The organism is Streptomyces sp. NPDC101227 (genome assembly GCF_044767545.1).
Lineage (GTDB): Bacteria > Actinomycetota > Actinomycetes > Streptomycetales > Streptomycetaceae > Streptomyces.
In genome coordinates, this window is record NZ_JBIWOD010000009.1 from 159,399 (window position 1) to 172,337 (window position 12,939).

17 protein-coding genes are annotated in these 12,939 nt (G+C 71.8%); 8 read left to right on the forward strand and 9 right to left on the reverse strand.

Going from position 1 to position 12,939, the window contains the following annotated elements; genetic code table 11:
• Window positions 1–53 precede the first annotated feature (53 nt).
• Entirely contained in the window at window positions 54–797 is a 744-nt protein-coding gene (locus tag ACIRPT_RS22440; protein ID WP_403829678.1) for a DUF4097 family beta strand repeat-containing protein, read from the reverse strand.
• 229 nt (window positions 798–1,026) lie between these two features.
• Here ACIRPT_RS22440 and ACIRPT_RS22445 point away from each other — a divergent pair, with 229 nt between their 5' ends.
• The 4 genes from ACIRPT_RS22445 (at window position 1,027) to ACIRPT_RS22460 (ending at window position 3,135) form a co-directional block, all read left to right on the forward strand.
• The gene (locus ACIRPT_RS22445) at window positions 1,027–1,299 is read left to right on the forward strand and encodes a DUF1876 domain-containing protein (protein WP_403829681.1); all 273 of its coding nucleotides are present in this window, start codon (window positions 1,027–1,029) and stop codon (window positions 1,297–1,299) included.
• A gap of 78 nt (window positions 1,300–1,377) precedes the next feature.
• A complete protein-coding gene (locus ACIRPT_RS22450; RefSeq protein WP_403829684.1) occupies window positions 1,378–1,875 on the forward strand; it encodes a VanZ family protein in 498 nt (165 codons plus the stop codon).
• 145 nt (window positions 1,876–2,020) lie between these two features.
• Window positions 2,021–2,863 carry a helix-turn-helix domain-containing protein gene (locus tag ACIRPT_RS22455; protein WP_403830014.1) on the forward strand — a complete coding sequence of 281 codons (843 nt, stop codon included), beginning with the start codon at window positions 2,021–2,023 and terminating at the stop codon, window positions 2,861–2,863.
• Window positions 2,845–3,135, forward strand: coding sequence for a DUF397 domain-containing protein (locus tag ACIRPT_RS22460; RefSeq protein WP_403829687.1), 291 nt, complete (start codon window positions 2,845–2,847; stop codon window positions 3,133–3,135). The genes ACIRPT_RS22455 and ACIRPT_RS22460 overlap by 19 nt, the downstream gene beginning before the upstream one ends.
• Before the next feature lie 52 nt (window positions 3,136–3,187).
• Here ACIRPT_RS22460 and ACIRPT_RS22465 read toward each other — a convergent pair whose 3' ends face one another.
• The 4 genes from ACIRPT_RS22465 to ACIRPT_RS22480 all read right to left on the reverse strand — a co-directional run bounded on the left by ACIRPT_RS22465 (window position 3,188) and on the right by ACIRPT_RS22480 (window position 6,653).
• Window positions 3,188–4,522, reverse strand: a complete 1,335-nt coding sequence (locus ACIRPT_RS22465; protein WP_403830017.1) for an LCP family protein — start codon at window positions 4,520–4,522, stop codon at window positions 3,188–3,190.
• A gap of 321 nt (window positions 4,523–4,843) precedes the next feature.
• On the reverse strand, window positions 4,844–5,029 hold the full coding sequence (locus ACIRPT_RS22470) for a hypothetical protein (RefSeq protein WP_403500150.1): 186 nt from the start codon (window positions 5,027–5,029) through the stop codon (window positions 4,844–4,846).
• Window positions 5,030–5,255: 226 nt separating this feature from the next.
• Entirely contained in the window at window positions 5,256–6,221 is a 966-nt protein-coding gene (locus ACIRPT_RS22475) for a M56 family metallopeptidase (protein WP_403829690.1), read from the reverse strand.
• A gap of 3 nt (window positions 6,222–6,224) precedes the next feature.
• Window positions 6,225–6,653 (reverse strand): BlaI/MecI/CopY family transcriptional regulator, encoded by a 429-nt coding sequence (locus ACIRPT_RS22480; protein ID WP_403829693.1) that lies wholly within the window; start codon window positions 6,651–6,653, stop codon window positions 6,225–6,227.
• A gap of 233 nt (window positions 6,654–6,886) precedes the next feature.
• Between ACIRPT_RS22480 and ACIRPT_RS22485 the strand changes: the two genes are divergently transcribed.
• Complete coding sequence (locus ACIRPT_RS22485; protein ID WP_403500160.1) at window positions 6,887–7,462, forward strand: TerD family protein; 576 nt, start codon at window positions 6,887–6,889, stop codon at window positions 7,460–7,462.
• 76 nt (window positions 7,463–7,538) lie between these two features.
• Here ACIRPT_RS22485 and ACIRPT_RS22490 read toward each other — a convergent pair whose 3' ends face one another.
• Window positions 7,539–7,994, reverse strand: coding sequence for a tellurite resistance TerB family protein (locus tag ACIRPT_RS22490; protein WP_403500162.1), 456 nt, complete (start codon window positions 7,992–7,994; stop codon window positions 7,539–7,541).
• A 182-nt stretch (window positions 7,995–8,176) separates the two neighbouring features.
• Here ACIRPT_RS22490 and ACIRPT_RS22495 point away from each other — a divergent pair, with 182 nt between their 5' ends.
• From ACIRPT_RS22495 to ACIRPT_RS22505, 3 genes are read left to right on the forward strand one after another with little or no spacing between them, the layout of a single operon-like run.
• Window positions 8,177–8,422 carry a hypothetical protein gene (locus ACIRPT_RS22495; protein ID WP_403500165.1) on the forward strand — a complete coding sequence of 82 codons (246 nt, stop codon included), beginning with the start codon at window positions 8,177–8,179 and terminating at the stop codon, window positions 8,420–8,422.
• Complete coding sequence (locus ACIRPT_RS22500) at window positions 8,419–9,405, forward strand: acyl-CoA desaturase (RefSeq protein ID WP_403829697.1); 987 nt, start codon at window positions 8,419–8,421, stop codon at window positions 9,403–9,405. The genes ACIRPT_RS22495 and ACIRPT_RS22500 overlap by 4 nt, the downstream gene beginning before the upstream one ends.
• 51 nt (window positions 9,406–9,456) lie before the next feature.
• Window positions 9,457–9,987, forward strand: a complete 531-nt coding sequence (locus tag ACIRPT_RS22505) for a DUF5994 family protein (protein WP_403829699.1) — start codon at window positions 9,457–9,459, stop codon at window positions 9,985–9,987.
• A 15-nt stretch (window positions 9,988–10,002) separates the two neighbouring features.
• Here the strand turns inward: ACIRPT_RS22505 and ACIRPT_RS22510 are convergent, their stop codons facing one another.
• From ACIRPT_RS22510 to ACIRPT_RS22520, 3 genes are all read right to left on the reverse strand, one after another.
• Window positions 10,003–10,716: a response regulator gene (locus tag ACIRPT_RS22510; RefSeq protein WP_403829701.1), complete on the reverse strand. Its 714-nt coding sequence runs from the start codon at window positions 10,714–10,716 to the stop codon at window positions 10,003–10,005.
• Window positions 10,709–12,025: a sensor histidine kinase gene (locus tag ACIRPT_RS22515; RefSeq protein ID WP_403829703.1), complete on the reverse strand. Its 1,317-nt coding sequence runs from the start codon at window positions 12,023–12,025 to the stop codon at window positions 10,709–10,711. The genes ACIRPT_RS22510 and ACIRPT_RS22515 overlap by 8 nt, the downstream gene beginning before the upstream one ends.
• Before the next feature lie 127 nt (window positions 12,026–12,152).
• Window positions 12,153–12,938 (reverse strand): ABC transporter permease, encoded by a 786-nt coding sequence (locus ACIRPT_RS22520; protein WP_403829705.1) that lies wholly within the window; start codon window positions 12,936–12,938, stop codon window positions 12,153–12,155.
• Between the last annotated feature and the right edge of the window lies 1 nt (window position 12,939).

Consider the following 12,939-nt stretch of genomic DNA (forward strand, 5'->3'; position numbering starts at 1 on the left):
CGACCTGGTAGTGGGCCTGCCCCCCGGGGCCCGCCCGCGGGCCCGTACGCCCCCTATTCCGCGCGGAGTTGCGTGGCCGTGATGGACCCGTTGCTGGTGGTCAGGCTCAGCCGGAAGCGGCCCGCCGGGTCGTTGGCGACGGCGACGTGGGTGTCGCCGTTGTCGGTACGGGCGGAGACGCGGTAGCGGTCCTTCGGCACCCGCACCGTGATGGCGCCGTTGGAGGTCTCCGCCCGGACGTTCTGCGGCGTGGTCGGCGCGAGGTCGATCTCCCCGTTGGAGGTCCGGGCCGTGATGCCCCTGCCCGACAGGCCGCGGCCGGTGATCTCGCCGTCGGAGGTCCGTACGTCGGCCCGGCCCGCGACGCCGTCCAGCTCGATGTCGCCGGAGCTGGTGGTTACTGCCACCTCGCCGACCTTGGTCAGGCGCACCGAGCCGCTGGAGATGTCCCCGCTCACCGGGAGGCCCGCGGGCAGCTCGACGGTGTAGGTGACGGAGCAGTCTGCGCCGCAACCGCCGAGCACCAGGACACCGTCCTTCACCCGGTGCGTGGCCCCCTCGGGCCGGCTGTCGCCGTGGTACCTGACCGAGCGGTGGACGGACACCTTGCCGCCGCCCTTGCCGCCGCGCAGTGTGACCCCGCCCGAGCCGTTGTCCAGCCGTACCGCCGTGATCTTCCGCTTCACCACGGCGTCGTCCGTGAAGGTCTCCCCGGGGAGCAGGCCGCAGGCGCTGATGGCGCCCGCGCCGATGACGGCCAGCGCGACGGCTCCGGTGATCCGGACTCGGTTGTGCATGAAATCCCCCGGCGGTGTGGGAGTTGGCGGACGGACGGCCGGGCGCCTGGTCACGCGCCCGCTCGGTGAGGCTAGGCCGCGCCCGGCGGCCCCGGCCATGGGGTAATCCCCCGGGTCCGGGGTGTGGCGGGCCCCATGTGCGGTCTCCGCGCGCCGGTGCGACGATTTTTATGGGGAGTGTGGTGGGGGCGGGAAAGGCGCTGTTCGGGGCCGTACGAGGAGGCTTCCGGTGACCGAGAACAAGATGTGGGACGCGGAGATCAACATCACCGAATCCGGCAGTGAGGTCAGGGCCGAGGCTCGGCTGCGCGGCAAAGAAGGCGGGCAGATGGTCGGCCAGGGGACGGCCCGGCGTAACCCGACGGACGAGGACGTGCCCGCCATCGGCGACGAACTGTCGGCGGCGCGGGCGCTGTCGGACCTCAGCCAGCAGCTGTTGCAGCGGGCCGCGCACGATATCGAGGTGCACACGGCCAAGCCGGTGGAGCGGCTGCGTTCCTGAACGCACTTCACGGACTTTTCATGACGGCATTGCGTGCACGTATGGCATGACGTGCCACGTGCGGCGTACGTTTCCCGTATGCCCTCCTCAACGCACGGCGCCGTGATGGCGGCGCTCGCCCTGCTCCTCGTCGTTGCCGCGGTCGTGGCGTGCCGGCCGCTCGCCCGCAGAACGGGCTGGTCCGCGAGGGCCGCGCTGGGGGTGCTGCTGGCGCTGGCGGTGTGCCTGGGCATCACGCTCCCCGATCAGATCGTCGCCGGGGCGGGCGGGCGGCTCGGCGCCTGCGTGGCCGGCGAGTCGGTCCGCACGCTGACCGGCGGCTTCGCGCACAACGCGGTCAATGTGGTGCTCTGGATTCCGCTGGGGCTGCTGGGCACCCTGGCGTCGCGCCGGCCGGTCGCCGTGACGCTCACGGGGTCGGGCGCGTGGCTACTCGTCGAGCTGCTCCAGACGCTGGATCCCGTACGGTCCTGCCAGCCGCTCGACTGGGCGAACAACACCGCGGGGGTCGCGCTCGGGGCGCTGGCGGGATGGCTGGCCGTCCGGGGCCGTTGCGAGACCGTGTCGAACCTCTAGCCGCGTCACCTGTCGTCCTGGTGTGGGGTTCTGTGGCCATTTGGTGCCGCTTCCGGCCGCCTTTTCGCTGCGTGGCGCACCGGGCGCCAACTACCGTGAGTATTCCGGCCATTACAGGAATGGACCGGCTGCGGAGGAGGTCGCCATGCCGCCGAGAAGGGCCGTCACCGGACGGAGCAAGGAGCCGCGCCGTCGGTTCGCGGAGGAGCTGCGATTACAGCGTGCACAGAAGGGCGACAGCCTCCGGAAGCTCGGCGAGGTGCTCGGCTGGGACGCGTCGCTGTTCGGGAAAATGGAGAGCGGGCAGACCCTGGGGAGCCCGGAGGTGGTGGAGGCACTGGCCCAGCACTACGGGGCGGGGGAATGGCTGCTGACGCTCTGGGAGTTGGCGGTCGGGGATCCGAAGCAGTTCAAGGAGCAATACCGCCGCTACATGGCTCTGGAGCAGGAAGCGATGAGCCTGTGGCAGTACTCCGTGAGCAGGCCGCCGGGGCTGCTTCAAACGGCTGCGTACGCACGCGAGGCGCTTGCGGCGGGCGGCCTCAAAGGAGCAGAGCTGGACCAACAGGTGGACGCACGGGTGGGACGGCGGAATCTGCTGGAGGGCGATGACCCGCCGCCGTTCCGCGTCATCCTCTGCGAAGCCGTGCTGCGGAACTCGCTGCGCGACCCTGGGGAGTGGCGGGAGCAGTTGCAGCACTTGGTGGAGGCGTCGGAGCGCCCGAACATCACGCTTCACGTGCTGCCGTTCGGCACCGGCCTGCATGGCCTGGACAGCACGGACGTCATGCTTCTGCGGCTGCTGGACGGCAGTACCGTGGCGTACGTCGAGAACGACGTGCGCGGGGAACTGATCGAAGAAAACGGCAGGGTTGAGCGTTTGCAGCGCACATATGATGCGGTGCGCGACCTGGCGTTGTCCCCGGCTGAGTCGCGGAAGTCCATCATGCGATTGTTGGAGGAAGTGCCGTGCGAGCTATCGACCTGAGAAGCGCGACGTGGCGTAAGAGCTCCTACAGCAACTCGGACGGCGGCAACTGCATCGAGGTCTCCGACGACTTCCTGGCCGCCGCCAACTGGCGCAAGTCCAGCTACAGCAACTCAGACGGCGGCGAGTGCATCGAGATCGCCGACAACCTCCCCGCCCTCGTCCCCGTACGGGACAGCAAGGACCCCCACGGCCCCGCGCTCGTTTTCGAGTCGGGTTCCTGGGCGTCCTTCGTCACCGCTGTGAAGGGCGGGGAGCTGTCCGGCGTCTGACGCCGAACCGGTCCCGACGGAGCGGCCCCGCCCGAGGCGGGGCCGCGCCCGGTTAAGACGCCCCGATCTTCTGCGCGAAGTCCGGCCCCACCGTCAGCGTGACCTCGCCCGGTGTCGCCTCGGCGGACTGGCTGACCTTGGTGGCGCGCAGATGGCCGGAGAGGACTTCGGCCTGAGTCTTCAGGTCGCCGGAGTAGGTGATCGTGGTCTTGTCCGTGGCGGGCGCGTTGCCGGTTCCGGTGACCGTGAAGCCGAGCTTGCGGAGCTGTTCGGCGGCGGTGGCGGCCTGGCCGGAGGTGCCGGTGCCGTTGAGGACGCGGACCCGTACGGAGTGCGCGGTCACCGGGCTCTTGGCGGCCTCGGCGAGCTTCTTCTTTCCGGCGGCGCCCAGCTCGATGTCATGGGCGATATCGCTGAACAGCTGGGTGGCCTGCGGGTACTGCCAGACCACGTTCGCGTTGTCGGTGGGGATGTCCGCCTCGCGGTAGTAGTTCGGCACGGTCACGAACGTGAGGTGGTCGCTGGGGATGTCCTTGACCGTCGAGGCGAGGCTGGTGAGCTCGTCGAGGTTGTCCAGGCCCTTGTCGGTTTTGAGGGACTTGGTGGCCGCGTCGAGGAAGTCGTAGAGGGAGCCGGGGCTGGTCAGCTTCTCCTGGGCCTTCTTGCCCAGCGCCTTCATGAACTCCTGCTGGCGGCCGATGCGGCCGAGGTCGGTGCCGTCGCCGACGCTGTAGCGGGTACGGACGTAACCCAGCGCCTTCTCGTCCCGTACGGTCTGGCAGCCCGCGTCCAGGTCGAGATGGGCCTTCTTGTCGTGGATGGCGTGCTTGGGGCAGACCTCGATGCCGTCCAGGGCGTTGACCATGCCCTTGAAGCCCTGGAAGTCGATCGAGGCGAAGTTGTCGATCCGCAGCCCGGTGTTCTGCTCGATGGTCTTGATGCTGCACGCGGCGGCCTTGCCGACGCTGCCGGTGTCACCGCCGATGGAGAACGCCTCGTTGATCTTGAAGCTGTGCGGCGTGGACTTCGTGCCGTTGCCGCGGGTGCAGGCGGGGATGGGCACCCAGGAGTCGCGGGGGAAGGACAGCGCGGTGGCCCATTTGCGGTTGGCGGCGATGTGCAGCACCAGCAGCGTGTCCGACTGCATGGTGGTCAGGTCCTTGCCGTACTTGGCGTTGGCGCCGGCGCGGCTGTCGGAGCCGACGAGCAGGATGTTCTTGGAGCCGGGGCTGAGGTTGGCCGGGCGGTCGCCGTCGACCTCGATGTCCGAGCCCTGGATGTTGCCGTCCAGCTTGATGTACGCCCAGACGCCGACACCGGCCGTGCCGAGCAGCACCACGCCGATCACGCCGCCGGTCCAGGCGAGGATCCGGCCGCGGCGGGTCATGCGGACCTTGCCGGACCGGCGGGAGCCGGCGGCGGGGGTGCCCTTTCCGGCGCGGCGGGACCGGCCGGCGGCGCGGCGGGAGCCGGCGGGCGCGTCTGCCGATGCGGACGTGCCGGGCTTGCCGTCGGACTGCCGGACCTCTCTCAGCTGTTGGGTCTGCCTGTCATCCACGCCGGTGGCCCTTCTGGTCCTTCAAAACTTGCGCACGGGAAGTGCGGGAGGTGCGGGGGGTGCTAGAAGTGCGGGAGCTACGGGGGGTACGAGAGGTACCGGGGGAGCGGGCGGCGTCGGTGGCCGGGGCGGGCCGGGGTCCGCGGGCCGTCAGATCCCCGTGCTGGGGAGCAGCCGTACGGACTCCGGGTCGTAGGGCAGCCACTGCGGAGGCGTGCCGCCGGGAACGGTGCGTAGCCGGCACCACTCCTCGCCCGCCTCGTCCGTCCACCAGCCGCTGATCCGGCCCAACTGCCAGCTGCCGTCGGGATGGTGGACCTCCACGGGCTGATACACCCATCGCACCTCCCCGTCCGGAGGCGGGCAGTCCCAGCTCAGGAGTCCACACCTCGTCGCCATCTCCCCCTCCGGCCGCGCCTGTTGCGCATCTGTGGGACGCAAGCCTACCGACAGTATCTACAGGGCTGTAGAAGCTGATCGAGAAGCCGGCCGGTGTGCGGTGGATCACAGCACGGGCCGGGTGGCCCGGACGTACGGGGGAGTACTTGCGCTAAGTGTGCACTCACAGCGGCGTTGCCGCCTTGAGAACGACGAACAGGGCTACCGCCGCGTTCAGCGCGGAGAGCGCGGAGGCGGCCGTGCCCGCGGCGGCGACGAGGGCCGCCAGGCCCGCCGGAGTCAGCGCGGGCGGCCAGCTGCGGGCCGGCGGCACGGGCGCCAGCAGCGCGGCCACCCGGCGCGGCACGGGCCCCGGTTCGGGCGCCGCGAAGTGCGCCAGCTCCGGGTGTGGCGCGGGGCGGGAGACCAGCGCCGCCTTGCCCACGGCGCGGGCCGTCAGTCGCCGGTCGCCGACCGCCCGCGCGGCTTCCTCGTCGGCCCAGCGCTCGGTGCTGAAGGCGACCGCCGACCGCAGCGGCAGCAGCAGCGGGTTGACGCAGCCGGCGAGGCGTACGAGGAGGAGGTAGCGGTGGTGACGGCAGTTCAGATGCGCCCGCTCGTGGGCGAACAGGGCGCGCCGCTCGTCGCCGTCCAGGCTGCGCAGCATGCCCCGGGAGACGGCTATCCGGCCGGGCCTGCCGGGGCGCCCCAGACGTCCGGGGGTGCCGGGAACCGCGTAGGCGTAGGGCTCGTCGTCCGGCAGTACCGCGGTGTCCGAGCCGCCCGGCAGCATGTCCAGCGCTCGGTGCGTACGGGCGCGGATCCGGCGGTGGCGGCGCAGCGCGGTCCCGCACGAGGTGAGCGCGGCGGCCAGCGCCAGGATCGCGGCGGCGCCGGCGACCTCGGCGTAGGGCACCGCGGCCCGTACCTGCGGGTCGGACCAGCCGTCGGGCAAGGGGTTGCCGGGCAGCTGGGCCGTGCCGACGACCATCAGGAGCCCCAGGCACAGCGTGCTGCACAGGCCGAGCACGGCGGCGAGCAGGGTCAGCAGGCGGGTGCTGCCGCGCGGGTGGAGATGCTGCTCGGCGAGCCGGGCGATCGGCAGTGCGGTGAGCGGCAGCACGAGAGGCAGAAAGACGAAGACGCCCACCGGTCAGCCCCCGCGCGCTTCCGGGTCCGCGCCGGTGGCGGGGTCTTCGCCGGTGGCGCGGTCGAGGAGGGCGCGCAGCAGCTGCTCGTCGTGGGCGGAGAGCGCGGAGACGAAGCTGGTGAGGACGGCGTCCCGGTCGGGTTCGCCGTCCAGGACGCGGCGCATCCGCAGCGCGGCCAGCCCGGCCTCGTCGGCGGCGGGGGTCCAGGCGTAGGCGCGGCCGGACCGTTCGCGGGTGACGGCGCCCTTGGCGTGCAGCCGGGACAGGATCGTCATCACCGTCGTGTAGGCGAGGTCGCCGCCGAGCCGTTCCTGCACCCAGGCGGCGGTGACGGGGCCGGGCGAGTGGTGCAGCGCGGCCAGCACCTGGGCCTCCAGCTGGCCCTGCCCGCGCCGATGGGAGCGCTCCTTGCCGAAGGGCTTGCCGCCCATGCCGTCGCCTCCCGATGCGTCAGGTGTCCCGCCGGACGGGACGTCGGGGCATTTTACGGGGGCGGCGGGGCCGGGCGACCGGTTCGCGGGGCCCTTGCCCCGGCCCGTTCTCCGGCCGTTTCCCGGCCCGTTCACCGGCCTGTTGCCGGGCGCCGCGGAACCCGCCGCTGGACTTCTACACTCCTGTAGATTTTCTGCTGATTCCGGAACGCAGGCAACACTTGGAGGAAGCCATGGGAGTCTCGCTGGCCAAGGGCGGCAACGTCTCTTTGTCGAAGGAAGCGCCCGGACTGACCGCCGTCACGGTCGGCCTCGGCTGGGACGTACGGACCACGACGGGCACCGACTACGACCTGGATGCCAGCGCGCTGCTGTGCACCGAGGCCGGCAAGGTCGCCTCGGACGCGCACTTCGTCTTCTACAACAACCTCACCAGCCCCGACGGTTCCGTCCAGCACACCGGCGACAACCTGACCGGCGAGGGCGAGGGCGACGACGAGTCCATCAACGTCACGCTGTCCGGCGTGCCCGCCGACATCGCGAAGATCGTCTTCCCGGTCTCCATCCACGACGCCGAGAGCCGCGCGCAGAGCTTCGGCCAGGTCCGTAACGCCTTCATCCGCGTCGTCAACCAGGCGGACGGGGTGGAGCTGGCCCGCTACGACCTCAGCGAGGACGCCTCGACCGAGACCGCGATGGTCTTCGGCGAGCTCTACCGCAACGGTGCGGAGTGGAAGTTCCGCGCGGTCGGTCAGGGCTACGCGTCCGGCCTGGCCGGGATCGCGGCGGACTTCGGCGTCAACGTCTGAGCCGGGCGACGGGGCGGGGGAGGGAGCGGTCGCCGCTCCCTCCCCCGCTTCCCTTCGCCCTCCTGCCGCGTCGCCCTCAGAGGTCGAACTCCTCCGGCGCGATGTCCAGCGCGAAGCACACCTCGCGCACCACGGCCCGCTCCGTCTTGTCGAAGTCGCCGTCCGCGCCGCCGATGACGATCCCGATCTGGATGACGGCCCGCGCCTCGACCGGCTTCTTCTTCACCTTGCCGACCTCCTGCAGCACCCCGACCTTGCCGAAGTCGAAGTCGGCGGCGAGCTTGTCCAGATAGCCGTCGAAGCGGCGCTGCAGATCGTCCGCGGCGAAGTTCCCCAGCACCTCATTGGTGGCGATGAGCTGCGCCACCCGCCGGCGCTCCGCCGGGTCGATCGTGCCGTCCGCCGCCGCCACCAGGGCGCATATCGCCATGCTCGCGTCCCGGAAGGCGCCGCTCTTGAGGTCGTTCTTCTTGGCGACGAGCTGGGTCTGCATCGTCTGGGCGGAATCCTTGATCCGGTCCCACAGGGCCATGGCCATCTCCTTCGGTCGTGCGGTTCGGTCGTGCGGCTTGGTCATGCGGAAGTAAAATCTACAACGTTGTAGAAGTAATGGTTGAGGCGGCCTCGCCGCATGAGGGCCGTTATTGGGCGGTGTGTAGGCATTTCGGCGGGTTGTACGGGTACGGTGGAATCACCTAGGCATCGGATGGCGAGGTGAGCACCTTGCAGGTTCTGTTGACCGTCGTCGTGCTGCTGGCGCTGATCGCGCTGGGCGTGCTGTTCCTCAGCCGGCAAAGCGCCCAGTCGGCGGGCCGGATGCCCACTCACGTCCACGCCGACATGCACCCGCCGTTCCTGCACCGCGCGCCGAAGCGACCGCAGGACGAGGCCCTCGCCGAGCCACCGGAATCCCCGCCGTCCTCCCGTGGCGAACCGCCCTGGAGGAGCGACACCCGGTGACTTCCGCGACCCGACCCCCCACCCCCTCGCCGCCCGAGTACGACGGGACGTCACCGTTCCCCACCGGCGGCACCGAAGCCCCGCCCAGCAGCGGCCGCCGGATGTACGTCACGATCACCGGCATCATCGTCGTCGCACCCTTCGTCGGCCTGGGGCTCGCTATCCCCCTTCTCTGGGGCAGCGTCGTCGGCCCCCTCGACCTCGCCCTCCTGGCCGTCTTCTACTTGATCAGCGGCCTGGGCGTCACCGTCGGCTTCCACCGCGGCCTCACGCACGGCAGCTACACCGCCGCCCCCGCGCTGCGCATCGCGCTCGCCCTCGCCGGGTCGCTGAGCTTCCAGGGCGATGTCATCGACTGGGTCGCCACCCATCGCCGGCACCATGCCTTCACCGACCGCCCCGGCGACCCGCACTCCCCGTACCGCTACGGCACCAGCCTGCGCGGACAGCTGCGCGGCCTGGTCCACTCCCATATCGGCTGGCTGTTCGGCAACGACCCCACCTCACACGAGCGCTACGCCCCCGACCTCCTGGCCGACCGCGGCATCCGCGCCGTGGACCGCGCCTTTCCGGCCCTGTGCCTGCTGACCCTCGGCCTCCCCTTCGCGCTGGGCTGGGCGATCGGCGGCTCCTGGGTCACGGGCCTGACGGCCCTCCTGTGGGCGGGCTTCATCCGCATCGCCCTCCTCCACCACGTCACCTGGAGCGTGAACTCCCTCTGCCACGTCATCGGCGAGCGACCCTTCCGCACCCGACGCCACGACCGGGCGACGAACCTGTGGCCGCTGGCCCTGCTCTCCTTCGGCGAGAGCTGGCACAACCTGCACCACGCCGATCCGACCTGCGCCCGGCACGGCGTCGACCGCGGTCAACTCGATCTCTCCGCCGCCCTCATCCGGCTCTTCGAACGCGCCGGCTGGGTGTGGGACGTGCGCTGGCCGGATCCCGCCCGTATCGCGGCCCGCCGCATCCAGGCAGGCTGAGACCGGGTAGCCACCAGGACCCCATCCCCTGTGCACCGCCAGGAGCACACCATGACCACCGCCCCCCTCGGGCCGTCCCTCCACGAACACCCCGACCACCCCGAACCCCCGCCCGTATCCCGGCTGACCATCGCCCCGCCCGGCCCCGTCCTGCGGCCGGTCGACGGCGCCTGGTGGCCCCACTCGACCGACCTGCTGGCCGAACTCCCCGAGTTGCTCAAGGCGTTGCCCTTCGACTGGCCGCGGATCACGCACGCCACGGTGAACGGCTCCGTCTGGTGCTCCCTGCCCACCACGATGCTGGTGGAGGGCCATGTGGTCCGCCTGCGCCGGACCAGGACGGCCCGGCCGGGCCCGGACACCGTCTGCCTGGTGGCGGCCGGCTGCGGCCGCTGGGACCTGCTGATCATCCCGCCGGACACGCCGGAGGCGGAGGCAGTGCAGGCCATGGCCTCGATGGCGAGGTCGGGTGGGGGGAGAACGGAGAGCGGGGAGGGCCGGGGGGATGTGGAAGGTGTGGGGGGAATGGCGGGCGCGCCGGGCCCGGCGGGTACGGCGGCGGAGAGGGATCCGGGCGGCTGAATCCGTCACCACGCCTCAGCCCAGGATCCCCCGCTCATAGCCCATCGCCACCGCCGCCGCCCGGTCCTTGGCGCCCAACTTGCCGTAGATATGCGTCAGATGGGTCTTGACCGTCGCCTCGCTGATGAAGAGCACGGCGGCGATCTCGCGGTTCGAGGTGCCCTTGGCGACGAGTTCGAGGACCTCGCGTTCGCGGGCGCTGAGCGGCTCGTCGCGCGGTGACCGGACCCGGGAGACCAGGCGGCCGGCGACCGCGGGCGAGAGCACGGTACGGCCTTCGGCGGCCGCCCGTACGGCCGTGAACAGCTCGTCGCGCGGGGTGTCCTTGAGCAGATAGCCGGTGGCGCCGGCCTCGATCGCCGGGAGGGTGTCGGAGTCGGTGTCGTACGTCGTGAGCACCAGGACCTTGCAGCGCAGCCCCCGGCGGCCCAGCTCGGCGATGGCCGCGACGCCTCCGCCGCCGGGCATCCGCAGGTCCATCAGCACCACGTCCGGGTCCAGCCGGGCGGCCAGTTCGACGCCCTCGACGCCGTCGGCGGCCTCACCGAGCACCGCGAAGCCGGGGGCGGAGGCGAACATTCCGCGCAGCCCGTCCCGTACGACGGGGTGGTCATCGACGATGAGGAGGGTGATCACCGAATCGGTCCGCCTCGTGTGGTCGGTGTGGTCTGGGTGCTGTGCCTGCTGTGCGTGCCCGCCGTGCTGTTCCGGCGCCCTGTGCTCAGCCATGGGCGACCAACGGTACGCGGGCGGAGACGGCCGTGCCCTGGCCCGGTTCCGACTCGATGTGGACGGTGCCCGCGATGCGTTCGGCGCGGGCCCGCATGCCGCCCAGGCCGAAGCCGCCGGTGTGACGGCGGGGCGGTGGCGCCGCCGGGTCGAAGCCGCGGCCGTTGTCGCGGATGTCCAAGGTGACCTCGTCGTCCATATAAGAGAGGGTGACGCCGACCCGGGACGCCCCGGCGTGCCGGCGGGCGTTGGCCAGGCCCTCCTGGGCGATCCGCAGCAGGGTGGCCTCGACCTCGTGGTGCAGCGGTTCGGCGGTCCCGGTGACGGTGAACTCGGCGCGGATGCCGGACGCCGCCGACCATTCCTCGGCCGTCTTGCGGAGCGCGGCCGGCAGTTCGTCGTGCTCCAGCGCCCCCGGGCCCAGGTTCTGCACCGAGCGGCGCGCCTCGCCGAGGCTGTGCCGGGCCAGCTGCGCGGCGCGCCGGGCGTGCGCGCGGCCGAGCGCGGGATCGGCGCTCTCGCCGGCCGCCTCCAGCTGCATGATGATGCCGGTCAGGCCCTGCGCGAGGGTGTCGTGGATCTCGGCGGCCAGCCGGCGGCGCTCGTCGGCGATGCCCGCCTCCCGCGCCTGGAGCAGGAGCTGCGCGTGCAGGCCGGCGTTCTCCTCCAGCGCCAGGGCCAGCCGGGCGTTGGTGCGCTCCAGCTCGGCGATGGTGGCGGCCTTGGCGGCGGCCAACTCGGCCTGCTTCGTGCCGAGATGGGCGAAGAGCAGCACCATGGCGGCGTGCACGGTCAGCAGCGCGCCGAACAGCACCCAGCCCAGGACGCCGTCCGGCGGCAGCCCGCCGGACTGCGCGGCCGCCATGATCACGGCAGTACCGAGCAGCGCGGCGCGGACGTAGCGGCGCGGCAGCGTGCGCACGGCGTCGAAGTAGCCGCTCACCGCGTAGATGGAGAACAGCCCGTTCAGCAGGGACAGCGCGGCGGTGACGGCGAAGCGGACGACGTAGAAGACCTGCCCGGCCCGCGCCCCGTCCGGCAGCTTCCGGCAGACCAGGCTCCACCAGATCTGGAGCCCCAGCGCCACCGCGCTCAGCGCCCCCACCGCGTACGACTCGCCGCGGGTCATCAGCGCGTCCCCCGCCGCCACGGCCGTCAGCACCGCGAAACCGAGGAGCAGAGCGCCGCCCCAGCGGTGGAATCTGCGCTCCCAGGGGAGGTGGGGCGGGGGGTGCGCGGCCATGGGCTGCTGCCAGGGTGCGGGCTCCCCTCCCGTACGGGCCTGCGTCTCGCCGTCAGCGCTCGCCATGCGGTCAGTCTCCCCCGTTCCCGTTCCCGTCCTCGTCCCCGTTCCCGTCCTCGTCCCCGTTGCCGTCCCGGTCCCGGTCCTCGTCCCCGGGCCCCCGCCCCCGCTCCTCACTCCCGCTGACTCCCGCTCACTCCCAGCGGAAGAACCTCTTCGCGCACCAGCCCGCCACGGCCGTCCACGCCGCCATCACCGCCAGATGCGACCAGCCCGGCCAGTCACCGGCCGCCGCCTGTCCGAGCGCCTGCGCCCCGGCGCCGAACGGCAGCACCTGGACGATGTGTTGCAGCGTCTCCGGCATGGCCTGGACCGGCGCCCACACCCCCGCGCTGAACATCATCGGGAAGAACACCGCCGAGCCGATGACCTGCGCGATCCTGGCCGTACGGGCCACCGAGCAGATCACACAGCCCAGCGCGAGCGCGCTGCCCAGGGTGAGGACCAGCGCCAGCGTGTACCCGAGGAGCTGCCGCGGCAGCTCCACCCCGAAAGCGAGCCGCCCGACGGCGAGCGCCAGCGCCGCCGAGATCAGCGCGGCCGCGCCGTGCAGCGCGATCCCCGAGCCGAGCAGCGCCCCGGGGCGTACCGGCGTGGTCGACATCCGGCGCAGAATGCCGCGCTCCCGATAGCCCGTCAGCAACGGCGGCAACGCCTGCAGCCCCGCCATGATCATGGCCACCAGCAGCGTCACCGGCACATAGAGATCGATTGTCCGGCGGCCCCCGAGCTCCGGCTGCGCCTCCCGGAAGGAAGGGACCAGCCCGAGGATCGCCAGCAGTACGGACGGGAACAGGCCGACCCAGAACAGCGTCCCCGGCTCCCGCCGGAACAGCAGCGCCTCGGTCCTGAACACGGCGAGGGTCGCCGACCGCGAGCGGGCGGGGCGCGTGGCGGTGGAGTGCGTACCGGTGGACATC